Genomic DNA, 24,273 nt, shown 5'->3' with positions numbered 1-24,273 from the left:
ATAATCAACAAATATGCATAAAAAATCAAATCAATTCACGATGAAGGAAATTTGCCAGCAGCTGGTGCCCCTGTTCACTGAGGATACTTTCGGGGTGAAACTGCACACCTTCCAGCGGCAGCGTGCGATGACGAAAGCCCATGATTTCATCCGGCTCGCCATCACGCACGGTCCAGGCCGTCACGTCAAACTCTGCGGGCAGGGAGTCTCGCGCCACAATCAGGGAGTGATAGCGGGTCACATTCAGCGGCTGATTCAGGCCGCGAAACACGCCGCGACCGGTATGAACCACCGGCGACACTTTGCCGTGCATCACCTCGCGCGCGCGCACCACCTCACCACCGAAAACCTGTGCGATAGCCTGGTGCCCCAAACAGACGCCGAGGATCGGGATGCGCCCGGCGAAGTGGCGAATAGCCGCCAGCGAAATGCCCGATTCGTTCGGCGTACAAGGGCCGGGCGAAATCACCAGATGACTGGGGGCGAGGGCCTCGATGGCGGCCAGCGCGATTTCATCGTTGCGCACCACGCGCACCGTAGCGCCCAGCTCACAAAAGTACTGGTAGAGATTCCAGGTGAAAGAGTCGTAGTTATCAATAATCAGCAGCATGGGAAATCCGAAAAGACGCCAGGCCGCTATTCTACGCGGACTCCAGCTCACTCACCACTTTGCGAAAGAGGCCGGTTAATCCGCTGAGATCGCCGCTGGCTCCGGCGCGATTGGCGGCGATCCAGTCGCTGCGTTCGATAGGTGCCCAGTCCACCTGGTAACCGCGATGGATCAGCAGCTGCTCAACAAAAATGCGCAGCGCGCGGCCGTTTCCATCGCGGAACGGATGCAGCATATTCAGCTCGCAGTAATAGTGGGCCAGTCGGGCGGCCAGTTTTTCCACGGGCAGCCCGGCCAGGTATCCCTCGTCGGCCAGCTGGCGCATCAGTGTATTACCCTGCTTCTCCAGATACTCAAAATGACAAAACGGCGTATCGTCGAGGTAGAGGTCTACCTGCCGCATTTTGCCGGCCCAGTCGTAAAGATCCTGAAACAGCGCCCGGTGAATGGCGCACAAATGGGGCAGCCCCGGCTCCAGCGGACCGAGGGGCAGCTGGGCAAGGCGCAGCGTGGTTAATGCGCCCTCCGCTTCCGCCAGCCGCTGCGCCTCACGGATATTCAGGCGATTTTTTAAAACCTGAATGTCCTGCCAGTAGTAAGGATCGTGCGCACTCATCGCATTAGCGCTCATAGTGCCTCCTTAACGCCATCAGGCGGGCCGGGAGCGCCGCGTCATCCAGCGTCACCGGTACAATACTGATCCCATCCAGCCGGCAGCTGGCCTGGAAACTGTGCATGCGACGCTGTTGCCACAGCGTCGCTTTCTGTTTGTCGGTCAGAGTTCGGGCCATCGGTGCCTCCCGGTATTTTCGGAGTGTAGCCCTTAGTATAATGAGCCATGACGATTTTGCCGGAGAGGGGGAGACGCTGCCGCGCCCGATAAGACGCGGCGGGAGGATCAGGGCAGGACTTTCGCAGAGAGAATCACGATCGGTTTCACCGGCACATTCTGGAACGGCCCGACGTTTTGCGTCTGAGTCTGGGCAATCTTGTCCGCCACGTCCATGCCTTTTACCACTTTACCAAACACAGCGTAGCCAAAGTCACGCTGGCCGTGGTCGAGAAACGCGTTATCCGCCACGTTGATAAAGAACTGACTGGTGGCGCTGTCTTTTTCAGCGGTACGCGCCATCGAGATGGTGCCGCGCTTATTCAGCAGACCATTATCGGCCTCGTTTTTGATCGGCGCACCGGTGGGCTTTTGCTGCATATCCGTGGTGAAGCCGCCGCCCTGAATCATAAATCCGGGGATCACGCGGTGGAACGTGGTGTTGTTATAGAAACCGTTGTTCACGTAATCCACAAAATTTTTCACGCTTACCGGAGCTTTCTGGCTGTTCAGCTCCAGCTCGATGTTGCCGGCAGACGTGGTCAGCAGCACGTGGGGATCGCCTTTCGCCGCGCTGGCCGGGAGTGAAACGGCGGAGAAAGCCAGAGCGGCCACGACCGCGGTCAAAGTACGTTTCAACATGAAGTGTTCCTTTCTGAATGGCAATAGCCCGAAATAGCCATTAATTGTAAAGAGGCTGTTATATAAGAGCCAGCCTTTTACCTTTTTTTACCTTGCGACGATGTTACAGATTATGAAGACCCGATCGCGCGGCTTGGGCAATTTTAGTGATACTTATCACATTTCGCATGAATCCTGACAAATGTGTTTCACAATAAATAGGTCTGAATCACGATTATCGGTAGAATTTTCGGGCACCATTCTCGCAACGCACGTTTTTCTCACTACAGGTACAAGATGACCAACTTCAACCGCATCGGCCTCACTTGGGTCAGCTTCCTCTCTTATGCGCTTACCGGCGCGCTGGTCATTGTCACCGGCATGGTCATGGGCGACATTGCCGCCTGGTTCTCACTGCCGGTCTCGCAAATGAGCAATACCTTTACCTTTCTCAACAGCGGCATTCTGATTGCCATCTTCCTGAACGCCTGGCTGATGGAGCTGATTCCGCTGAAGCGTCAGCTGATTTTTGGCTTTGTCCTGATGCTGGCCGCGCTGGTTGCACTGATGGGCAGCCACAGCCTGGCGGTCTTCTCTCTCTGTATGTTTGTCTTTGGCGTGGTCAGCGGCATCACCATGTCGATCGGTACCTTTTTAATTACCCATCTGTATGAGGGACGTAAACGCGGCGCCTACCTGCTGTTTACCGACTCCTTCTTCAGCATGGCCGGCACCGTCTTCCCGATCATTGCCGCAGCGCTGCTGGCGCGCCATTTGCCTTGGTACTGGGTCTATGTCTGCATCGGCGTCATCTATCTGGCGATTTTCATCCTGACCCTGTTTATCACCTTCCCGGCGCTGGGCAAAAGCGCGCCGCAGGCCGCCGTGGCGCAGCCGCGAGAGAAGTGGGGCCCGGGCGTGCTGTTCCTCTCCATCGCCGCCCTCTGCTATATCCTCGGCCAGCTCGGCTTCATTGGTTGGGTGCCGGAATACGCCACCCGCAGCCTCGGGATGACGCTGCAGCAGGCCGGTGGCCTGGTTGGCAACTTCTGGATGGCCTATATGGTCGGTATGTGGGTATTTAGCCTGGTGCTGCGCTTCTTTGATTTGCAGCGCATTCTGATGGTGCTGACCGGCGCCGCCACGCTGCTGATGTACTGGTTCGTAAGCGATCGCGATGCCAGCCAGCTGAAGTGGGTCATCATGCTGCTCGGCTTCAGCTCCAGCGCGATTTACACCACCATCATCACCCTGGGCTCGCTGCAAACCCGGGTAAGCTCTCCGAAGCTGGTTAACTGTATCCTGACCTGCGGTACCATCGGCACCATGCTGACTTTCGTCGTCACCGGACCGATCGTTGAAAAAGCCGGCGCTCACGCGGCGCTCATGACGGCGAACGGGCTGTACGCGGTGGTCTTTGTGATGTGCGTACTGCTGGGCTTTGTCACCAAACATCGCCGCCACGCAGCGGCCTGACAGGCCCGCCGCCCGGAGTGAACGCTACGGGCGGCTGAAATCGACCCGCTCCTCCTGCGCCAGCCAGATACGCGTTTGCGCCGGCTCCGTGGCGGCAATCACCCGCCCGTTCCGCAGCGACCAGCGCACCGGCACCTGGCGGCGTACCGCATCAAATCCGCTGATGGCAGGCAGAACGATCAGGCTGGCCGGGCGTCCCGCTTCCACCCCATAGTCCGTCAGATTCAGGGTGCGGGCGCTGTTGCGGCTAATCAAATCCAATCCGCTATCGATCTGTTCATAGCCCATCAGCTGACAGACGTGCAGCCCCATATGCAGCACCTGCAACATATTGGCCGTCCCCAGCGGATACCAAGGGTCAAAGACGTCATCATGGCCAAAGCAGACGTTAATTCCGGCCGCCAGCATCTCCTTCACGCGGGTAATACCGCGCCGTTTGGGATAGTCATCAAAACGTCCCTGCAGATGAATGTTCACCAGCGGATTGGCGACAAAGTTGATGCCGGAGAGTTTCAGCAGGCGAAACAGGCGCGAGGTGTAAGCACCGTTATAGCTGTGCATCGCCGTAGTATGGCTGGCGGTAACCCGCGCGCCCATCCCCTCTCGCAGCGCCAGCGCCGCGACGGTTTCAACGAAGCGCGACTGCTCATCATCAATCTCATCGCAGTGCACGTCTACCAGACGCTGGTATTTTTGCGCCAGCGCAAACGCAATATGCAGGGATTCAACGCCGTACTCACGGGTAAACTCAAAGTGCGGGATTGCGCCCACCGCGTCAGCGCCCAGCCGCAGCGCTTCCTCCAGCAGGGCGGCACCGTCGGGATAAGAGAGAATTCCCTCCTGCGGAAAGGCGACTATCTGCAGCGCTATCCACGGTGCGACCGCCTCCTTCACCTCCAGCATCGCCTTCAGCGCCGTCAGCGTGGGATCGGAGACATCGACGTGGGTTCGCACATGCTGGATACCATTGGCAATCTGCCAGCGCAGGGTCTGCATCGCCCGGGTTTTCACATCCTCGTGGCTGAGCTGCGCCTTGCGATCGGCCCAGCGCTCAATGCCTTCAAACAGCGTACCGGACTGGTTCCATGCCGGCTCACCGGCAGTTTGGGTGGTATCCAGATGAATATGCGGCTCAACGAAGGGCGGCAGCACCAGCCCCCCTTCGGCATCAAGGCTATCCGCCTGCGCGGCGCCCTTCGGCTGCGGGCCAATATGCGTAATTAGGCCATCGCGGATGGCCAGTTGCCATAGGCCTTCCCGTCCGGGAAAGCGGGCGTGATGAATCCAGTGAACGGGCGGGTGTGGCATCGTAACCTCCAGCAGAACGGCAGTCGTTGCCTTCACGCTAGCACAGGTTAACGAGCCATGCCGCAGAGAAACGCCGCGGTGGGGGAATACACCGCGCGCGACGTCTGCCCAGCGACGTCACGTGCGGTGAGCGGGGTTACAGCGGGCTGGCAACGAATCCGACGGCGTCGTAGACCTTTTTCAGGGTCTCCTGCGCCCGGGCGCGGGCTTTCGCTGCACCGTCGCGCATGACGGATTCCAGATAGGCCTCGTCATTACGAAACTGCGTAAATCTCGTCTGCAGCCCGGTCAGCATCTCGGATACCGCATCGGCCACTTCACCTTTCAGGTGGCCATACATCTTGCCTTCAAAGGATTTCTCCAGCTCGCTGACCGGTTTACCGGTCACGCCGGAGAGAATATCCAGCAGATTGGATACGCCGGCCTTCTCTTTCAGGTCATAGCGCACCACCGGCGGCTCATCGGAGTCGGTCACTGCGCGTTTGATTTTCTTCACTACCGATTTCGGATCTTCCAGCAGGGTGATGACGTTGTTGCGGTTATCATCCGACTTAGACATTTTCTTCGTCGGCTCCAACAGCGACATCACGCGCGCGCCCGATGTAGGAATGAACGGCTCCGGCACCGTGAAGATATCGCCATACAGGGCGTTAAAGCGCGCCGCCACGTCGCGGCTCAGCTCAAGGTGCTGCTTCTGATCTTCCCCAACCGGCACCTGCTGGGTTTGATACAGCAGAATATCCGCGGCCATCAGCACCGGGTAGTCAAACAGCCCGGCGTTGATGTTCTCTTCATAACGCGCCGATTTGTCTTTGAACTGGGTCATCCGGCTCAGCTCGCCAAAATAGGTGTAGCAGTTCAGCAGCCAGCCCAGCTGGGTATGCTCCGGCACGTGTGACTGGACAAAAATGGTGCTTTTGTTGGGATCGATACCGCACGCCAGGTACAGCGCCAGCGTATCCAGGGTCGCCTTGCGCAGCGCCGCCGGATCTTGTCGCACGGTGACCGCGTGCAGATCTACGATACAGTAAATGCAGTGGAAATCGTCCTGCATCTGTACCCACTGCCGCAGCGCCCCCATGTAGTTGCCAATGGTCAGTTCACCTGAAGGCTGTGCGCCACTAAATACGATGGGTTTGCTCATTTTTCTGTCCTGATAATGACTGCCCGACGACGGGCAAAAGCTGATTGAAGTGATCAAAAATAACGTCGGGGCTACTGTCGGCAATCGGTTCGTCGTAGTTGTAGCCATAGGTCAGGCCAACGCAGGGGCATCCCGCCGCCTGCGCCGCCTGAATATCATTACGGGAGTCACCGACGAACAGCAGTTCGCGCGGCAGCAGACCCAACCTGCCCAGCACCAGAAACAGGGGCGCCGGATGCGGCTTCTTCACCGGCACGTCATCACCGCCGATCGCCAGCGTAAACAGCGAGGTCAGGCCGAGATCGTGCAGCAGCGGCGCGACAAACCGCGTGGGTTTATTGGTGACCAGCGCCAGCGGCCAGCCCGCCCCGGCCAGCGTCGTTAGCGTGGTTTTCACGCCGGGAAACAGCCTGCTGCCACCGGCGGCCGTCTGTGCGTAATGCCGATCAAAGCTGGCGCGCGCGGTATTCGCCTGGGCGGCGGTCGGTGCCCGCCCCAGGGCCCAGCTCAGCGCGCGGACGATCATCACGTCAGCACCGTTGCCAATCCAGGTGGCCACCCGAGCGATACCCGCGGGAGGCAGTTGCTGCTCAGCCAGTGCGAGATCGACCGCGGCGGCCAGTCCCGGCGCGCTATCGACCAGCGTCCCATCCAGATCAAACGCCAGCGCACGTAACTCAGTGAAAGGCGCCATGACGTGACTTCTCCAGCTCGGTCCGCATATGATCAATCACCGTCTTATAGTCCGGCTGACCAAAGATAGCCGAGCCGGCAACAAACATATCGGCACCGGCCGAGGCGATTTCGGCAATATTCTCTACTTTCACGCCGCCGTCCACTTCCAGACGGATATCGTAGCCGCTGGCATCAATCCGCTTGCGCACATCGCGAAGCTTATTCAGGGTGCCGGGGATAAAGGATTGTCCGCCAAAGCCGGGGTTGACCGACATCAGCAGGATCACGTCCAGCTTATCCATGACGTAATCCAGCACGTTCAGGGGCGTCGCCGGGTTGAGCACCAGCCCCGCTTTACAGCCGTGCTCTTTGATCAGCTGCAATGTGCGATCAATGTGCTCAGAGGCCTCCGGATGGAAGGTGATATAGCTGGCACCGGCTTTCGCAAAATCGGGAATCAGGCGATCGACCGGTTTGACCATCAGGTGCACATCAACAGGCGCGGTAATACCGAAATCACGCAGGGCTTTCAGCACCATCGGCCCCATGGTCAGATTGGGAACGTAGTGATTATCCATCACATCAAAGTGCACCACGTCCCCGCCCGCTGCCAGCGCTCTGGCGGTGTCTTCACCCAGACGCGCAAAATCTGCCGACAGAATTGAAGGGGCAATCAAAAATTGTTTCATCCGTTTCTCCCAGTTTGCGCGCCAGTGCGAGCGATTAATGCAAGTTAACGCGGCGGGCGGCCATAGAGCGCCAGCAGCTCATCAACCCGGTTGCGACCCTGAATGCGACTGCTGATGGAGCGGCGGGCCGACACCACGTGCAGTTCTGCTCCGGCGTACCATTGCCGCGTCAGCGCGGTATCGTGATTGGAAATCAATACCGGGATCTGGCGCTCTCCGGACAGTTTTTGCGCCAGCGCCGCCAGGTGCTGCTGCTCATGCAGTGAAAAACTGTTGGTATGATAGGCGGTAAAATTCGCCGTAGCCGACAGCGGCGCATACGGTGGATCGCAATACACCACCGATCCGTCCGCGGCATTGCTCAGCGTAACATCGTAGGCTTCACAGACAAAGGTCGCCTGCTGCGCTTTTTCCGCAAAGGCATACAACTCTGCCGCCGGAAAATAGGGGCGAACATAGCGACCAAAGGGGACGTTGAACTCGCCGCTCAGGTTATAACGACAGAGCCCGTTGTAGCAGTGACGATTGAGATACAAAAAAAGCAGGGCGCGCTGATAGCCATCGCGGCTGCGGTTAAACGCCTGACGGTGGGCATAAAAGACGTCGGCATCATTCGTCTCAGCGGTGAAGTAACCGGCAGCCTCACGAATAAACGCATCCGCCCGGGTTTTCAGAATGTTATACAGATTGATTAAATCGCTGTTGATGTCTGCAAGCACGTAGCGCGCATAATCTGTATTCAGGAATACCGAGCCGGCCCCAACGAAGGGTTCGATCAGGACCTCACCCTCCGGCAAGTGGCGACGGATGTCGTCCAGCAGGGGGTATTTGCCACCGGCCCACTTTAAAAAAGCGCGATTTTTCTTCATGCAACGTAACTTTTATTCTCTTTATAGCCGGACTTCGCCGACGGCTTTGTGCGCTTTTAACAAAAAGCGGGTTATACAACCCGCTATCCGTCAGCTGTGATCCGTTACCTGTCTGAACTACTGCAACTCTTTCTTCACCTGACTGACCGGCTTCACCCACGGGCTCTGTGCTCGCACGTCCGCAGGCAGCGCGGCCGCGGCGCGCCGGGCCTCGGCTGGCGTAGCATACGCCCCACTCACCAACACATACCAGGGCTGACCATTGCGGGTGGTTTTATAGACATGGTAACCGGACAGATTTTGCTTCTTCGCCCAGGCATTCAGCGTATCCGCACGGGAGGCACTGCTCAACTGGAGCGTATAATTACCTGACGGCACGCCGGCACGGCTGCCGCCTGCCGCCGCGGTGCCGGACGGTTTGCTGCTCGCGGTTTTACCGTCGCGCACCGGTGCCTCGCGGGTCGGCGTGCGACCGGGAGATTTTGCCGCCGTCTGTTTAGGTGCCGCGCTGGCATGCGCCGCGGTTTCGTTCTTCTTCACCGGCTGCAGAGACTCACTTTTACCGCTGGCGGCGCTGACGGTTGCCGGTGCGGTTGGCAGGCCTGCGTGGGTTGAAGGGGGCGTGACGTTGGCCATCGCGTCAGGGGAATTGCTCAGCGCGGTATTCAGATCGCCGGGCAGATCCACCCGCTGCTGATCCTCTACGACGGGCTGAGCGTGAGCGTCGGTAGGCGATGAGGCTATCGGCGGCATCGCAATGTCCTGCGGCGCACCCGGCGCCGCGGCATTCTCAGCGGACGCCGCAGGGGCCGGCGTCTCGCCGCGGCTCTGGCTCATAGAAGAGGAGCCGGAAAGATCAATCGCTTTCTCCCCGGCGTTGCTACCCGCGGTTTGCGGGGCAGAGGACGTCGTCTCACCCGGACCTTTCAGCGCCGAGCCCAGGCCAATGACCAACAGTAACAGCACCAGGATGCCCACACCCATCATCAGATGCTGGCGTGATACCGGTACTTTCGGCGTGCTCGCCGGGCGACGGGCACGCGCAGGGCGACGATCGCTGCTGTCAGCTTTTAATTCATCTTCCGGTTTAAATTCATCCATTTAATCCCTCCCCTCTGCGGCATGACCGCCCTCATATCGTGGACAATCCTGAACGTTTATCAGAGTTTTCACTGCGACAGACAATCAGCAATCGCGGCTAAAACAATAGCATGCGGCACGCCAGCGCGCACTTCCGCATCGCCAATATTGCGCGGCAGCACCAGCCGCAGCTCGCCGGCCAACACCTTTTTATCACGCAGCATGTGTGGCAAAAACGCCTCAGGCGTCATACCCGCCGGGCCGCTTACCGGTAAACCCGCGCGCGTTAGCAGCGCCATAATACGGGCGGTTTGCTCAGGGCTACACTGACCGAGTCGCTCAGCGGTGCGGGCGGCCATCACCATCCCGGCGGCAACGGCTTCGCCGTGCAGCCAGTTGCCATAACCCATTTCGGCTTCAATGGCGTGACCAAACGTATGGCCGAGATTAAGCAGCGCCCGCAGGCCGGTTTCCCGCTCATCCGCGGCCACCACCTGGGCTTTCAGCTCGCAGCAGCGGCGAATACACCAGGCCAGCGCGACCGTATCTAACGCCAGCAGCGCATCCAGATTAGCTTCCAGCCAGCTGAAAAAAGTATCATCGAGGATAATGCCGTATTTGATAACCTCTGCCAGACCGGAAGCCAGCTCGCGCGGCGGCAGGGTTTTCAGGCAATCGAGATCGATCACCACCGAGGCCGGCTGGTAAAATGCCCCGATCATGTTTTTGCCGAGCGGATGGTTAACGGCGGTTTTTCCCCCCACGGAGGAGTCGACCTGTGACAACAGCGTGGTGGGTACCTGAATAAAACGCACGCCGCGCTGATAGCAGGCCGCCGCAAAACCGGTCATGTCCCCGATCACCCCGCCGCCCAACGCCAGCAGCGTAGTATCGCGCCCGTGCGGTTTTTGCAGCAGCGCGGTAAAGATCTGATCCATCACCGCCAGCGTTTTAAACTGCTCTCCATCCGGCAAGATCACCTGATCCACCCGGATACCCGCACCGGTGAGGGTGGCCCGCAGCGCCTCAAGATAGCGCGGAGCCAGCGTCTCGTTGGTTACCACCATGACATTATCGCCCGCTGTTAACGGCCAAAAAGAAGCCGGATCCTGAAACAATCCGGCAGCGATGGTGATAGGGTAACTGCGATCTCCCAATGAAACGGTAATGCTTTCCATATCGTGGACGACCCTCTGTGCGTTATGCCGGAGAGCGCTGGGCTCAGCGTTTTTCCAGCAGGGTAATGATTTGGTTTGCCACCACTTTGGCGCTCTGATCGTCAGTGCGGATGGTAACATCAGCAATCTCTTCGTAGAGCGGATTGCGTTCGTCAGCCAACGCTTCCAGCACCTCACGCGGCGGACTTTCCACCTGCAATAGCGGGCGCTTTTTGTCACGCTGCGTACGGGCCAGCTGCTTCTCAATGGTGGTTTCCAGATACACCACGACACCTCGGGCGGAGAGACGGTTGCGCGTTTCGCGGGACTTTACAGAGCCGCCGCCGGTCGCCAGCACGATGCCCTGCTTTTCGGTGAGTTCATTGATGATTTTTTCTTCACGATCGCGAAAGCCAGCCTCGCCTTCGACATCAAACACCCAGCCCACATCAGCTCCGGTGCGTCGCTCAATTTCTTGATCGGAATCGAAAAACTCCATATTGAGTTGTTGAGCTAACTGACGACCAATAGTGCTTTTGCCGGCACCCATGGGTCCAACCAGAAAGATATTGCGTTTCTCTGCCATTTTTTCGGTATTACTAAGACAATTCGTTGATGATTCCCTGTTCGCTTTACTTCAGCGCGGACAGGACATGAACTGAAACCTCATGAGCGATAGTGCGAGAGTCAGATAGAAAAAATTATCTCAACACTCAAGGTCGTTTGGCAACCGGAATCCAACGCGGTAGTGCCGATTAAGATCGGTCAGTTCCGATCGTTATGCGGGTCAGGGAGCGCCTGCCGGGGTGATACTGGCTCACCAGGGACATTGAGCCACCTCCCCAAACATGACGTCACCGTACTAAAATCGCTAAACCTTGTAAGCCAATTCGTCGGCCACGTCAAATTTGATGCTGTTTTCTGAGCGATTTTTACCGCCGCGGTTCGATCAGGCGCGCGGGCTCACAGGGCGATCGGCAATCAGCCGCGGGGTAATAAAAATCACCAACTCCCGCCGTTTTCCCTCATGCATGTCGTGGCGAAATAGCCGCCCAACCAGCGGCAGCGCACCGAGCAGCGGCACCCGCTCGTCTCCGCGCATTCGCTGACGCTGAAAGATGCCGCCCAGCGCCAGCGTTTCCCCGTTGCGGACCACTACCTGCGTGTCAATTTCCTGCTTATCAATGGTCAACAGCTCCCTCTCCTCACCGCGCAGGCTGCGACCGGGAATATTTTGACTGATGTGCAGCTTCAGCAAAATACGATCGCCGGCCTGCACCACCGGTGTGACCGCCATGCCTAATACCGCCTCTTTAAATTCAATGGCGGTCGCGCCACTGTTGCCGCTGGAAACCTCGTAGGGTATCTCCGTACCCTGCTTGATGCTGGCCGGCTGCTGGTGCGAGGTAAACAGCCGCGGGCTGGCGATAATCTCCAGTTGATTCTGCCGTTCCAGCGCGCTCAGCTGCACTTCCAGCCGACGCGAATCGATGCGCGCCACGTTCATGCCCAGCACGCCGGCCGCCCGGCGCGCCGCCAGGTTCACCGCCGCATCGCCGACGCCGGGGACGCGCCCAACGCCATCGGCCAGGCCCCAGCTCACCCCCAGTTCACGCAGCCGATCCGCGCTGATGGTGACCATATGCGCCGCCAGCTCAACCTGCGGTACCGGCACGTCTAAGTCAGTCACCCAACGCTGCACCCGCTCGACGGCCCGACGCGTATCGCGGATCAGCAGCGAATTGGTGCGGCCATCCAGCGTCAGGCTACCGCGCGGCGTCAGCAGCTTATCACGCTCCGCCTGCAGGCTGTCCGCCACCGCGCCGGCGTCGGCCCAGCGCAGTGCGATGCGGCGGCTGATCAGCGGCATCCGCGCCTGCGCCGCCTCGCGCTGCGCGGTCAGCCTTTGTTGCTCCGCCGCCTGCCAGCCAGCGGGGAAAACCAGCAGCAGTGTCCCCTCTCGCTGACTGACCACGCCGCTCAATCGGGTGATCACGCTCAGCGCCTGGGGCCAGGGAACCTGATGCAGGTTCAGCGATAGCTGCCCCTCTACGCCGGGTGCCATCACCAGATTTAACCCCTGATGCCGCGCCAGCGCCTGTAAAATGCTGCTTACCGGTGCGCGATCAAATACCAGTGAAATCTTCGGCGCCGCCGCGGCGTGCAGGGCGATCGTCAGCCCGATCCATACCATCCTTTTCATCACTCACTCCCTGAAGTGACAGCCAACGCTGCCCGTGCTGGCAGGGCGGCAGGCCTTGCAATGATACGCCTCGCAGGCTGATCCGGTGGATACGCCATGGCGTATCGCCGAGCTGCGCACCGCCGGCCAGCCCGATCAGGCGGCCGGAGTCCGCGTGAAACCAGGCGATGTCCTCACCGCCGCGTCGGGTCACCCCGAGTAATCGCCAGCCCACCGGTGCGGCTTGCTGCAGCGCACAACGGGCACCGGGCGGGGCATAAAATGGATCGCGTCCCCACGCCGCCGCCGCGCACGCCATCGCTATCCACGCTATACGCCACCCGCTACGTTTCATCAGCTATCGCCAGTTGCAGCCGGAACCGCAGCCCTGCAGGCTGTGGCTCCACGCTAAATCCCACCGGCCGCCAGCCCGGCGCTGAGGTTGCCAGCGCCCTCGTTAAGCGCAGCAGAGCTGGCCAACTGAGCAAAAAGCCGGTCTGGACACCGTCCGGCTGCACCTGCCAGTGCTCGAGGTCCGCGCCACTCTGTGCCACCAGCCACGCCCGCAGTGCCGACGCCGAGCGGGCATCTTCCAACCGTTGCCGCCACAGGCGCAGCCCGGCATCCAGCGACTGCAGCCGCGGTTTTACCTGCAGCTGATGCAGCTGCTCCTGCCAGCGCGTCGCCAGCGCGGGCTCGAAAGACGCCGGCAGCCAGTCGGTACTGGCCTGCCAACACCACGCGCAGGCCGCCACCAGCAGCAGCGCCAGCGGACGAAGGCTGCGCTGAAAATACCGTGCCCTACTCATCGTCACCTGCCGGCGTCAGCGCGAGCGTAAAGGCCATCCCGCCGTCGGTCTCGCGCTGACGCTGCACGACGCTCACCTGTGCCCAGGTTGGCGCCTGCGTCAGCGCGGTCAGCCAGGCGTCAAAGCTGCGTTCGCTGACGATGATGCCGCGCAGGAAGAGACGCGGTGGCTGCCAGGAGATCTGCGTCAGCCAACCATCATCCGGCAGGCTGTCGGCCAGCATATCCAACCGGCGAAACCACTCCCGGGACGCGTCCTGAGCGCTGACCATCTGCCGCCAGCGGGCCTGCAATGCCACGAGCCGCGCCTGCCGCTGAACGATCTGACGCAGTCGCGCCTGCCACTCTGCCGTCGCCAGCTGATACTGGCGGTGCCAGACCCGATTCATCTGCTGCTGCTGTCGATCCTGGATCGCCGCCACCAGCAGCAGCATCACCAGCAGCAGCAGCGGCGGCAGCAGCCAGATGAAGGCCGCACGCACGGCCTGCCGGCGCTGCTGCTGGCGCCACGGCATAAAATTGACCGGCGTCACTGCGAATCGGCGACGCGCAGGGCCAGTCCCAGCGCCAGGGTAAAAGCGTCGGGGTAGTCAGGCAGCGGCGGCTGCTGCAGCGCCACCGCGCGAAGCGGCTGCAGTGGGTGGCTTCCGGCAGGCTGCGGCTGCGGCGTTGATGCGCTAAACCAGAACGGTCCGCTCCCGGGCAGCATCTGCTGCCGCAACCGTTCAACATCGGCGATGTCATCGCGCGAGGCCCAGCCCCATACGGGGCCCTCGGCAGCACGGCGCAGCCACAGCCAGTGATCGGCCAGCGCATACACCACCGCCTGATCCTGGGGGAGCGCCAATGCACCGGCCGTGACGCTCAGCGCATTGGGGGTCAGTTCCAGCACCTCTGGCTCCAGTTCGGCATCGGCCAGGCCGCTCAGCCAGCTGTCTATCGTCTCGCGTCGGGTAGCGGTCAGCACCAGGCTTTCCGCCGCACCGTCGCGCGCATCAATGGCTAATCCCGCGGGATCAATTGGGAATAATCGCCTCGCGCTGGCGGCCAGATAATGTTTACGATCCCGCGCGCTGATGGCCGGTCCCGGTGCAGCCAGCCGGTGTTGCTGTACCGCGTGCGGCGGATAGCCAACGCGCAAACTGTGCCGGCGCGGCAGCCGCCGGCGCAAGATCCGCAGCGCGTGGGTCAGCGCCGGTGAGCGCTGCAACTGTCCGTTTTGCACTATGCTGTCAGGCAGCGGCGTTCGAAACCAGTGGCGTAATTGCCAGCCCTGGCGGCGGCGCAATACCGCAAGTGCGCACAATTGCCCATTTTGAATATCAATACCCACTTGCCATGTGTGATAAGTCATCTCCGCATTCTCCCTGGCATGAGATTGTTCAAGCGGACGTATCAAAGCGTCCACGTTGCCTTTATACTAGCGCGCGGTTGTTTATAAACTGCCCAACGGTCATTTAATGGGAATTCTCAGGTGAAGTTCGTAAAGTATTTATTCATCCTTGCAGTCTGTTGCATTCTGCTTGGAGCCGGTTTGGTATTTGGCCTGTACAAATACATCGAACCGCAGTTACCCGATGTCGCCACGCTGAAAGACGTGCGGCTGCAAACCCCCATGCAGGTCTACAGCGCAGACGGCGAACTGATCGCGCAGTATGGCGAAAAGCGCCGTATTCCACTCCGGTTGGATGAGATGCCGCCGCTGCTGACCAAAGCGTTTATTGCCACCGAAGACAGCCGCTTTTATGAGCATCACGGCGTGGATCCGGTGGGGATTTTCCGCGCCGCCAGCGTCGCGCTGGTGTCCGGCCATGCCTCACAGGGTGCCAGTACCATTACCCAGCAGCTGGCGCGTAACTTCTTTCTCAGTCCGGAAAAAACGCTGGTTCGCAAAATCAAAGAGGCCTTCCTCGCGGTGCGCATTGAGCAGCTGCTGAGCAAGGATGAGATTCTCGAGCTGTACCTGAATAAGATTTACCTCGGCTACCGCGCGTATGGCGTGGGCGCTGCCGCGCACGTCTACTTTGGCAAAGACGTCAAGGACCTGAGCCTGAGCGAAATGGCAATGATCGCCGGCCTGCCGAAAGCGCCGTCGACGTTTAATCCACTTTATTCCATGGATCGCGCGCTGGCGCGCCGCAACGTGGTGTTATCGCGAATGCTGGATCAGGGTGACATCACTCGCGAGCAGTACGACCAGGCACGCAATGAGCCGCTGGATGCGCGCTATCACGCTCCCGAAATCGCTTTTTCCGCTCCCTATCTGACCGAGATGGTGCGCCAGGAAATGGTGAAGCGCTACGGGAAAAACGCCTATGAGGATGGCTACCGGGTGACCACCACCATCACCCGCAAGCTACAGCTGGCCGCCCAGAAATCCGTGCAGGATAATGTTATCGCTTACGATATGCGCCACGGCTACCGTGGCCCGGCCAACGTGCTGTGGAAAGTCGGAGAAGGCGCCTGGGATCGCGATAAAATCGTGGCCTCACTGCGGGCTCTGCCGGTGTATGGCCCGCTGATACCCGCAGCGGTTAATACGGTAAACAGCGATGAGGCTTCCGTTACCCTGCGTGATGGCAGCTCTGTCAGCCTGACGATGGCGGGCGTACGCTGGGCGCGGGCTTATCAATCTGATACCGCACAGGGACCAACGCCGCGTAGCGTCAGCCAGGTGCTTCAGCCGGGCCAGCAAATTTGGGTTCGCCAGGTGGACGATGCCTGGTGGCTGGCGCAAGTGCCGGACGTCAACTCGGCGCTGGTCTCCCTCGATCCGCAAAACGGCGCCGTCCGCGCGCTGGTCGGCGGCTTCGATTTTAACCAGAGCAAATTTAACCGCGCCACCCAGGCGTTGCGCCAGGTCGGTTCTAACATTAAGCCGTTCCTGTATACCGCCGCCATGGATCGCGGCCTGACGCTGGCTTCAATCCTCAACGATGTGCCGATTTCGCGCTGGGATGCCGGTGCCGGATCCGACTGGCGACCGAAAAACTCTCCGGCGCGCTACGACGGTCCAATCCGCCTGCGGCAGGGGCTGGGGGAATCGAAGAACGTGGTCATGGTGCGGGCGATGCGCGCCATGGGTGTCGATTACGCGGCAGAGTATCTGCAGCGCTTTGGCTTCCCGGCGCAGAATATTGTGCATACGGAATCACTGGCGCTGGGTTCCGCGTCTTTTACGCCGATGCAGCTGGTGCGCGGCTACGCGGTGATGGCAAACGGGGGATTCCTGATTGATCCCTGGTTCATTGCCAAAATCGATGACGAACAGGGCAACACGCTGTTCGAAGCGCGGCCAAAAATTGCCTGTGAAAGCTGTAACCTGCCGGTGATCTACGGCCAGACGCAGAAATCCGTGGCGCTGGGCGAAGAGAGCGTAGAAAACGTGGCGGTTTCGCAACAGGCACCGGCACCGGGGCTGCCACAGCCGGAACTGGAACAGATCGGCAATGCTCAGGCGCAGCAGCAGGCGCAGCAGCAGTACGCGCCGCACGTGATCAATACCCCGCTCTCCTTCCTGATTAAGAGCGCGCTGAACAGCAATATCTTTGGCGAACCGGGTTGGATGGGAACCGGCTGGCGGGCCGGCCGCGAACTCGGCCGCAACGATATTGGCGGTAAGACCGGCACCACTAACAGTTCCAAGGATGCCTGGTTCTCGGGCTATGGTCCCGGCGTGGTCACCTCGGTGTGGATTGGCTTTGACGATCACCGACGCAATCTCGGCCGTACTACCGCCTCCGGTGCCATCCCTAACCAAATTTCTGGCTATGAGGGCGGCGCAAAGAGTGCGCAGCCGGCGTGGGATGAGTACATGAAAGCGGCGCTGGAGGGCGTGCCGGTGGCCCCGCTGACGCCGCCGGAAGGCGTCGTCACTGTGACCATCGATCGCAGCACCGGTAAGCTCTCTAACGGCAGCGGTAATACACGCCAGGAGTTCTTCATCGACGGCACTCAGCCGACGGAATACTCCGTACCTGATGCGGGCACCACGGTGATCAGTAACGGCGAGTCTCAGGAGCTGTTCTGACGGACGTCAGCATTCAGCGACAGAACCGATGCCGGTGGCCATAGGCCACCGGCATTTTTTTCTCCCGCGTTCGCAACTCAGGCCAGCCGCCCCTGTTCGCGCAGCCACTCGCGCACCAGGAACAACGCACTCACGCAGCGGGCCTCGCGAAAGTCGGGTTCGGCCAGCAGCGCCATCAGATGGGTCAGCGGCCAGCGCATTACCGGTAAAGGCTCAGGTTCATCGCCCTCCAGCTTCTCCGGATAGAGCCCCTCCGCCACCACAATGTGCATCTGGCTGGAAAAGTAGGAGGGAGCCAGCGTCAGCTTGCTGAGGGTGTGAAGCCGGGTCGCGCCGAATCCCGCTTCCTCTTTCAGTTCGCGATCGGCCGCCTGATGCGGCGTTTCACCCGGATCGATCAGCCCCTTGGGAAAGCCGAGCTCATAGCTTTCGAGCCCTACGGCATACTCCTGAATCAACAGCAGGTGATCGTCAACGATGGGCACAATCATCACCGCTTCGCGACCGGAGGGCCGCATCCGCTCGTATACCCGACGCGCACCGTTGCTGAAGGCTAAATCGACCGCTTCAATAGCAAACAGGCGCGAGCGGGCAACCGTTTCGACATGAAGAATGGTGGGTTTTTGTAATTGTCTGGTCATAATGGCCCCAGGCTAGCGCCGTCAACAGGCGGTCACCGTCATCACAACGGCGGCGGAATGGGTCATTGTGCATGGCGGCACGCAGGATGCAATCATTGCACGCTTTTAATTCCTTTTCTTATAACAAATTGCGTCGTAGTAAAAAAAAGGGTTTTAACTCCGCTCAGGATTAGGTAAAAACTCAGAGTATGCCGATACTTAAGCAAAATAAAGGCCGCTATCATTCCGGCAAGGCTACTTGTATTAATTAACTGACTGATTCCGTGCGCGATTTATGACTATATACGCAATACGGCCCAGCCCTCGCGGTTGCGCAAAGGTGAGAAACCTGCGCGGCGATCGCGCGACGCGGCACTCTGTCGGGCAGGGTCCCGCGGGATGAGCCGGCTATGACGACCCTTGCGCTGATCTTCGCGATCCTGGCCGCTGTCTCACTGGCGGCGGGCGCGCTGTTCTGGTACGCCATGCGCCAGAGACCACCGCTGTCCCGCCCCCTGCCGTTTATCAGCCCACCCTGGCGTAAGCTGACGTCGGAAGAGCGCGAGGCGGTGGAGCGCTACGTCACGGCACTGGCGACCGCTTCCTCAGGGGTGCTCCCCGGCGGTGCCAGTAAGCCCGCGGAAAAGCTGGTGCTCACCTCGCAAAGTCAGCACGTCTATCCGGTCACCCGTGCCATTACTCGCTACGGTTTATCGACCGATGAGCCGCATAAGTGGCGCTATTATCTTGATGAGATTGAAGTCCACTTGCCTCCGCAGTGGGAGCAATACATCACCGACGAAAATTACGTCGAAATTATCCGTACCCAAACGATGCCGCTGGTCATTTCGCTGAATGGCCACTCCCTGGTGAACTACGCCCAGGAACAGGCGGCCCTGCCAGGCGTGCCGCGTGCCGCCGCGCCCAGCGCCTCTATCCGTCAGGAGGAGAGCGAGCATGTGGATCTGCTGCGGGTACGCCGGGAGACGCCAGAAGAGATGGCTCTGCGCCGTCCGGAAGGCACTCGCGAAGCGCTCGCCGCCTGCGCCGCGCTGCTGCTGTTCTTCTGTGCCCTGCTGGCACCGGCGGTGCTGATGCCGTGGCTGCTGCTGATCGGCAGTGCGGTTTTGGCGGTCAGCCTGGCATCGTTGTGGCGCCCCCTGCGGGAAAAATCACGGCGTGATATTCACTGTTTACGCGGCTCACCCAAGCGCTGGGGGCTCTTCGGTGAATCGAATCAGGGACAGATGAATACCGTTTCACTTGGCATCATGGATCTGATTTACCCCGCCCACTGGCAGCCGTGGGTCGGGCACGATCTGGGGCAACAAACAGAGATCGACATCTATCCCACTCGCCACGTGGTTCGGCAAGGGCGCTTTTTATCGTTACAGGACGAAGTACGTAACTTTCCGCTTCAGCGCTGGCGGAAAAATCGGGTGCTGGCGCTGGGCTCCCTGTTGGTGCTGGTGCTACTGATTGTCTGGGTTCCGCTGGGCATGCCGCTGAAGCTGAGCGCGGCGTGGCTGAAAGGCAGCGATCGGGTCGAAGTGACCAGCGTGGACGAACTGGAAAAAACGCCGCTGCGCGTCGGCGACCTGCTGTCGGTGCAGGGCACGGGAATGTGCTCCGTCCCGGCCAGCTATCAACATAATCGCGCGTACGCTTTTATGCCGTTTGACTGTTCGGCTATCTGGTGGAATAACGCCCGGCCCCTGCCCGCCCCGCAGTCGGATGTGATCGATAAAGCCGCTGCGCTGCTGACCACCACCCGCGCGCAGCTGCATCCGCCCTCCAGCACCGATCCCAAGATTAACCCGCAGCTGGCCAGCGCGATCCAGAAATCAGGGATGACGCTGCTTGATGATTTTGCCGATATCGTCCTGCGCGCCCAGGAGCTGTGCAGCGATCGTCAGGATTGCGTACGGCTGAAAAATGCGCTGGTAAACCTCGGTAATGCCAAAGACTGGGAGGCGCTGGTGAAGCGGGCGGATTCCGGCGCGCTTAACGGTACCAACGTCCTGCTGCGTCCGGTGAGCGCTGAGGCGCTGGAAAACCTGGTGAATACGGCCACCTCCGCCTTCTTCTACCGTGAAACGCACCGCGCCGCGGAAGCGCTGAACAGCCCGCCGCCGGGGGGATTTTTGATTTACAGCGATGAGGGACGCCAGCTGGTGAGCCAGCAGCCCCCGACCACGTCGCTGTATGATCTCAATCCGCTGGAGCAGTGGCGCGAGCTACAGCGGCTCTCCGGGCAGCTGCTGCACACGCCTTTTGCCGCCAACGGCATCATTACCAGCCTGAGCGTGGACGCGAATGGCACCCGACAGATCGCTATTCACAGCGCGCCTGATACGCTGACGCTGGGACGCTATATCGGCACCGCACTGCTGCTGGCGCTGGTGACCCTGAGCCTGATCATTAACAGCATACTGGCGCTGGTCCGTCTGCGCCGCGACAGGCTGCGTCAGGCCGCCATTCAGCACTATTATGAAAAGTGTTTTAATCAGACGCTGACGCCGGTAAAAAATCTGCGCTCCCTGTTTTAATCCGGTGAACAGTGAGAGCCATCGCCCGTCATGACCTATTCGGTTCACCCGGCGAATATGCTACGCTGTTGGCCTTTTCGTCACCGGGATGCGTTATCCCCGCTCGCGCATCGGGTCTACGATTAAACGCTGACTGGCGGCTGGCTTTGGCTTTGGCTTTGGCTTTGGCTTTGGCTTTGGCTTTGGCTTTGGCTTTGGCTTTGGCTTTGGCTTTGGCTTTGGCTTTGGCTTTGGCTTTGGCTTTGGCTTTGGCTTTGGAGCGACGATGACTGCAAAACCGACCGACGGCGTGCGCCTGGATAAATGGCTGTGGGCCGCACGCTTTTATAAAACCCGGGCGCTGGCCCGCGAGATGATCGAAGGCGGCAAAGTCCATTACAACGGCCAGCGCAGTAAACCCGGTAAGCTGGTTGAGTGCGACGCCGTGCTGACCCTGCGGCAAGGCAACGATCAGCGCACGGTGGTGGTGCTCGCGGTCAGCGATCGGCGTGGACCGGCCAGCGCAGCGCAGCTACTGTATCGCGAGACGGCAGACAGCCAGGAAAAGCGTGAAAAACAGGCGCTGGCGCGAAAAATGTCCGCGCTGACCATGCCGCATCCCGACCGACGTCCGGACAAGAAAGAGCGCCGTGACCTGATAAAATTTAAAAGTTCTGGCGAATCGTGATCGCCACAGTGAGAGAGAGTTATGTCCCAGCAAGATCACATCTACCGTTATTTGTTTGCCCAGCACGCCGTTCGCGGCGAGCTGGTCAATGTCTCCGATACCTGGCGCGCCATCATCGAGGGCCACGACTATCCGCAACCGGTTCAGGCCCTGCTGGGAGAGCTGCTGGTCGCAACCAGCCTGCTGACCGCCACCCTGAAATTTGATGGCGACATTACCGTCCAGCTGCAGGGCGATGGCCCGCTGACGCTGGCGGTCATTAATGGTAACCATCAGCAGGAGATGCGCGGGATTGCGCGGATGCAGGGCGAGATCGCCGAGGGCAGCAGCCTGAAAGAGATGGTTGGTAACGGCTATCTGGTGATCACCATCAGCCCCAGTAAAGGCGAACGCTATCAGGGCGTCGTGGGGCTGGAGGGCGATACGCTGGCCGCCTGCCTTGAGGACTATTTCCTGCGGTCCGAACAGTTACCGACCCGCATCTGGCTGCGCACCAGCTTCACTCACCCAGGTGCCGCCGGTATCCTGCTGCAGGTGCTGCCCGCTTCGCACAGCGATCGTAATGAGTTTGAGCATTTGGCGACGCTGACCGAGACGATTAAAACGGATGAACTGCTGTCGCTGTCGGCGACCGATGTGATGTGGCGCCTCTATCACGAGGAAGAAGTGACGGTCTACGACCCGCAGCCGGTGGTCTATCGCTGCACCTGCTCCCGCGAGCGCTGCGGTGAGGTGCTAAAAACACTGCCGCAGCAGGAGGTGGATGATATCATCGCCGAAGATGGCGAAATTGATATGCACTGCGACTACTGCGGAACGCACTACGTGTATGACGCGGTAGACATTGCGGCGATCCGCAATGCGGCGAGCGCCAGCGACAATCAGGTACATTAATCCGCTCTGGCGGCGCCCGCAGACGGGAGCCGCCCATTTTCTTCACTTTACCGGGTAAATCCTCCCTGAATTTAGTTAATTAAGTTATTTAATTAACTAAACTGCCGTCTCGTTACCCATTGAATCCAGCCGTCTTTCCGGCCGGACTAACATCATCTCTTTCCTATTTGCATCCCTTTTTCATGTTTTTCTGTCCTGGCTCTCATTTCCACCGCGTGCCGCTTTTCCTCATCGGCTACAGGTGTACACTGCGCGCGATCGCTTGTGCAACCGCAGGCAATCAGGATAAACATCGTTAGCCCTACCCTACACTTAAAAAGCAGTAAAAAAAGCTAAGGAGCAGTATCATGCACGCGAACGGCCTGACGCCCCAGGATCTCGTTGCTTACGGCATCACTGATACGGTTGAGGTGGTGTATAACCCCGATTATGACACCCTGTTTCAGGAAGAGACGCGCCCCGACCTGGAGGGGTATGAGCGCGGCATCGTCACACAATCCGGCGCCGTAGCGGTCAATACCGGCGTCTTTACCGGCCGCTCACCGAAGGACAAATATATCGTGCGCGACGATACGACGCGCGACACGCTATGGTGGGCCGATCAGGGAACCGGAAAAAACGATAACCAACCGCTGTCTCCCGCCGTCTGGTCGCAGTTAAAGTCCCGCGTCACCGCTCAACTCTCCGGCAAGCGCCTGTTTGTCGTCGATGCCTGGTGCGGCGCCAACCCCGACAGCCGGCTGGCGGTCCGCTTTATTACCGAAGTGGCGTGGCAGGCGCATTTTGTCACTAACATGTTTATCCGCCCGGATGCCGCCGACCTGCAGGACTTTACGCCGGACTTCGTGGTGATGAACGGCGCTAAATGCACCAATCCTGACTGGCAGGCGCAGGGACTGCACTCCGAGAACTTTGTGGCTTTCAACCTGACGGAAAAAATCCAGCTGATTGGTGGCACCTGGTACGGCGGCGAGATGAAAAAAGGGCTGTTCTCGGTGATGAACTACCTGCTGCCGCTGCGCGGTATCGCCTCAATGCACTGCTCGGCTAACGTCGGCGAACGTGGGGACGTTGCCGTGTTCTTTGGGCTCTCCGGCACCGGTAAAACGACGCTGTCGACCGATCCTAAACGTCAGCTGATTGGTGATGACGAGCACGGCTGGGATGATGATGGCGTATTCAATTTTGAAGGCGGCTGCTACGCGAAAACCATTAAATTATCGGCCGAGGCGGAGCCGGAAATTTATCAGGCGATCCGCCGCGACGCCCTGCTGGAAAACGTGGTGGTGCGCGCAGATGGCAGCGTCGATTACGATGACGGCAGTAAGACCGAAAACACCCGCGTCTCCTACCCCATCAACCATATCGACAACATCGTCAAACCGGTCTCCCGAGCCGGCCACGCGAAGAAAGTGATCTTCCTGACCGCCGATGCCTTTGGCGTGCTGCCGCCGGTATCGCGCCTGACGCCGGATCAAACGCAGTATCACTTCCTGTCCGGATTTACCGCCAAGCTGGCGGGCACCGAGCGTGGCATCACCGAGCCGACGCCCACCTTCTCCGCCTGCTTTGGCGCCGCCTTCCTGATGCTGCATCCGACGCAGTATGCCGAAGTCCTGGTGAAGCGTATGCAGGCAGCGGGCGCGGAGGCTTATCTGGTGAACACCGGCTGGAACGGCAGCGGGAAGCGGATCTCGATCAAAGATACCCGCACCATCATCAATGCCATTCTTGCCGGTGAGCTATCCGCGGCGCAGACGACCACGCTGCCAATCTTTAACCTGGCCGTCCCGGTCGCGCTGAACGGCGTCGACAGCCAACTACTGGATCCGCGTAGCAGCTGGAGCAGCGAGGAAGCCTGGCAGGATAAAGCGCAGGATCTGGCACAGCGCTTTATTGCTAACTTTGCCAAATATACCGACACGCCCGCCGGTGAGGCGCTGGTGAAAGCCGGTCCTTCGCTGTAATCTTGCGGCGGCTTCGTATCCGGCGAGGCCGCCCGCTATTTTTTTTCCCGTCGCGCTGCTGACAGGTTACACTCTCGCCATTCCCCTTTAACTGACGT

The 24,273-nt window shown here is 59.7% G+C and carries 25 protein-coding genes; 7 read left to right on the top strand and 18 right to left on the bottom strand.

The annotated features are described in order from the left end of the window. Positions 1-25 precede the first annotated feature (25 nt). From BS626_RS11715 to ppiA, 4 genes are all read right to left on the bottom strand, one after another. A complete protein-coding gene (locus BS626_RS11715) occupies positions 26-610 on the bottom strand; it encodes an aminodeoxychorismate/anthranilate synthase component II (RefSeq protein WP_075182575.1) in 585 nt (194 codons plus the stop codon). A 31-nt stretch (positions 611-641) separates the two neighbouring features. Continuing rightward, positions 642-1,241, bottom strand: coding sequence for a putative adenosine monophosphate-protein transferase Fic (locus BS626_RS11710; protein WP_075182574.1), 600 nt, complete (start codon positions 1,239-1,241; stop codon positions 642-644). Continuing rightward, positions 1,231-1,401: a YhfG family protein gene (locus BS626_RS11705; protein WP_075182573.1), complete on the bottom strand. Its 171-nt coding sequence runs from the start codon at positions 1,399-1,401 to the stop codon at positions 1,231-1,233. The genes BS626_RS11710 and BS626_RS11705 overlap by 11 nt, the downstream gene beginning before the upstream one ends. 107 nt (positions 1,402-1,508) lie before the next feature. After that, a complete protein-coding gene (gene ppiA / locus BS626_RS11700) occupies positions 1,509-2,081 on the bottom strand; it encodes a peptidylprolyl isomerase A (protein ID WP_075182572.1) in 573 nt (190 codons plus the stop codon). Between the two features lie 276 nt (positions 2,082-2,357). Here ppiA and tsgA point away from each other — a divergent pair, with 276 nt between their 5' ends. Then, positions 2,358-3,536 (top strand): MFS transporter TsgA, encoded by a 1,179-nt coding sequence (gene tsgA, locus BS626_RS11695; RefSeq protein WP_075182571.1) that lies wholly within the window; start codon positions 2,358-2,360, stop codon positions 3,534-3,536. A gap of 24 nt (positions 3,537-3,560) precedes the next feature. Here the strand turns inward: tsgA and BS626_RS11690 are convergent, their stop codons facing one another. The 13 genes from BS626_RS11690 to BS626_RS11630 form a co-directional block, all read right to left on the bottom strand. Further along, positions 3,561-4,844, bottom strand: coding sequence for a cytosine deaminase (locus BS626_RS11690; protein WP_075182570.1), 1,284 nt, complete (start codon positions 4,842-4,844; stop codon positions 3,561-3,563). A 136-nt stretch (positions 4,845-4,980) separates the two neighbouring features. After that, positions 4,981-5,988 carry a tryptophan--tRNA ligase gene (gene trpS, locus BS626_RS11685; protein WP_075182569.1) on the bottom strand — a complete coding sequence of 336 codons (1,008 nt, stop codon included), beginning with the start codon at positions 5,986-5,988 and terminating at the stop codon, positions 4,981-4,983. Beyond that, a complete protein-coding gene (locus tag BS626_RS11680; protein ID WP_075182568.1) occupies positions 5,966-6,682 on the bottom strand; it encodes a phosphoglycolate phosphatase in 717 nt (238 codons plus the stop codon). Before BS626_RS11680 ends, trpS begins: the two co-directional genes overlap by 23 nt. Next, the gene (gene rpe / locus BS626_RS11675; RefSeq protein ID WP_075182567.1) at positions 6,666-7,352 is read right to left on the bottom strand and encodes a ribulose-phosphate 3-epimerase; all 687 of its coding nucleotides are present in this window, start codon (positions 7,350-7,352) and stop codon (positions 6,666-6,668) included. The genes BS626_RS11680 and rpe overlap by 17 nt, the downstream gene beginning before the upstream one ends. Before the next feature lie 44 nt (positions 7,353-7,396). Then, complete coding sequence (gene dam, locus BS626_RS11670) at positions 7,397-8,221, bottom strand: adenine-specific DNA-methyltransferase (RefSeq protein ID WP_075182566.1); 825 nt, start codon at positions 8,219-8,221, stop codon at positions 7,397-7,399. A gap of 117 nt (positions 8,222-8,338) precedes the next feature. Next, positions 8,339-9,322 carry an SPOR domain-containing protein gene (locus tag BS626_RS11665; protein WP_075182565.1) on the bottom strand — a complete coding sequence of 328 codons (984 nt, stop codon included), beginning with the start codon at positions 9,320-9,322 and terminating at the stop codon, positions 8,339-8,341. 68 nt (positions 9,323-9,390) lie between these two features. After that, the gene (gene aroB, locus BS626_RS11660; RefSeq protein ID WP_075182564.1) at positions 9,391-10,479 is read right to left on the bottom strand and encodes a 3-dehydroquinate synthase; all 1,089 of its coding nucleotides are present in this window, start codon (positions 10,477-10,479) and stop codon (positions 9,391-9,393) included. Positions 10,480-10,522: 43 nt separating this feature from the next. Then, positions 10,523-11,044 (bottom strand): shikimate kinase AroK, encoded by a 522-nt coding sequence (gene aroK, locus BS626_RS11655; protein WP_075182563.1) that lies wholly within the window; start codon positions 11,042-11,044, stop codon positions 10,523-10,525. Between the two features lie 363 nt (positions 11,045-11,407). Continuing rightward, positions 11,408-12,661, bottom strand: a complete 1,254-nt coding sequence (hofQ, locus tag BS626_RS11650) for a DNA uptake porin HofQ (RefSeq protein ID WP_075182562.1) — start codon at positions 12,659-12,661, stop codon at positions 11,408-11,410. Continuing rightward, positions 12,585-12,995 carry a HofP DNA utilization family protein gene (locus BS626_RS11645; protein ID WP_083615955.1) on the bottom strand — a complete coding sequence of 137 codons (411 nt, stop codon included), beginning with the start codon at positions 12,993-12,995 and terminating at the stop codon, positions 12,585-12,587. The genes hofQ and BS626_RS11645 overlap by 77 nt, the downstream gene beginning before the upstream one ends. Next, entirely contained in the window at positions 12,985-13,449 is a 465-nt protein-coding gene (locus tag BS626_RS11640; RefSeq protein WP_075182560.1) for a hypothetical protein, read from the bottom strand. Before BS626_RS11640 ends, BS626_RS11645 begins: the two co-directional genes overlap by 11 nt. Then, positions 13,442-13,981 carry a PilN domain-containing protein gene (locus tag BS626_RS11635; RefSeq protein WP_075182559.1) on the bottom strand — a complete coding sequence of 180 codons (540 nt, stop codon included), beginning with the start codon at positions 13,979-13,981 and terminating at the stop codon, positions 13,442-13,444. Before BS626_RS11635 ends, BS626_RS11640 begins: the two co-directional genes overlap by 8 nt. Then, positions 13,978-14,802, bottom strand: coding sequence for a hypothetical protein (locus BS626_RS11630; protein ID WP_075182558.1), 825 nt, complete (start codon positions 14,800-14,802; stop codon positions 13,978-13,980). Before BS626_RS11630 ends, BS626_RS11635 begins: the two co-directional genes overlap by 4 nt. A gap of 120 nt (positions 14,803-14,922) precedes the next feature. Between BS626_RS11630 and mrcA the strand changes: the two genes are divergently transcribed. Then, positions 14,923-17,478, top strand: coding sequence for a peptidoglycan glycosyltransferase/peptidoglycan DD-transpeptidase MrcA (mrcA, locus tag BS626_RS11625; protein ID WP_075182557.1), 2,556 nt, complete (start codon positions 14,923-14,925; stop codon positions 17,476-17,478). A 77-nt stretch (positions 17,479-17,555) separates the two neighbouring features. On the opposite strand, the gene nudE is transcribed toward mrcA, so the two are convergent. Then, positions 17,556-18,119: an ADP compounds hydrolase NudE gene (gene nudE / locus BS626_RS11620; RefSeq protein WP_075182556.1), complete on the bottom strand. Its 564-nt coding sequence runs from the start codon at positions 18,117-18,119 to the stop codon at positions 17,556-17,558. Positions 18,120-18,508: 389 nt separating this feature from the next. Here nudE and BS626_RS11615 point away from each other — a divergent pair, with 389 nt between their 5' ends. The 5 genes from BS626_RS11615 (at position 18,509) to pckA (ending at position 24,175) form a co-directional block, all read left to right on the top strand. Beyond that, the gene (locus tag BS626_RS11615; RefSeq protein WP_075182555.1) at positions 18,509-20,647 is read left to right on the top strand and encodes an IgaA/UmoB family intracellular growth attenuator; all 2,139 of its coding nucleotides are present in this window, start codon (positions 18,509-18,511) and stop codon (positions 20,645-20,647) included. Between the two features lie 146 nt (positions 20,648-20,793). Continuing rightward, entirely contained in the window at positions 20,794-20,916 is a 123-nt protein-coding gene (locus BS626_RS18990) for a hypothetical protein (protein ID WP_256374846.1), read from the top strand. Further along, on the top strand, positions 20,913-21,314 hold the full coding sequence (gene hslR / locus BS626_RS11605) for a ribosome-associated heat shock protein Hsp15 (protein ID WP_075182553.1): 402 nt from the start codon (positions 20,913-20,915) through the stop codon (positions 21,312-21,314). Before BS626_RS18990 ends, hslR begins: the two co-directional genes overlap by 4 nt. A 21-nt stretch (positions 21,315-21,335) precedes the next feature. After that, positions 21,336-22,208, top strand: coding sequence for an Hsp33 family molecular chaperone HslO (gene hslO / locus BS626_RS11600; protein ID WP_075182552.1), 873 nt, complete (start codon positions 21,336-21,338; stop codon positions 22,206-22,208). 347 nt (positions 22,209-22,555) lie between these two features. Next, entirely contained in the window at positions 22,556-24,175 is a 1,620-nt protein-coding gene (pckA, locus tag BS626_RS11595; RefSeq protein ID WP_075182551.1) for a phosphoenolpyruvate carboxykinase (ATP), read from the top strand. The last annotated feature ends 98 nt before the right edge of the window (positions 24,176-24,273 follow it).

Source organism: Pantoea sp. 1.19 (genome assembly GCF_001922585.1).
GTDB lineage: Bacteria > Pseudomonadota > Gammaproteobacteria > Enterobacterales > Enterobacteriaceae > 1-19.
The sequence above is the reverse complement of the archived record's forward strand: the minus strand, read 5'-3'. Positions and strand labels throughout refer to the sequence as shown.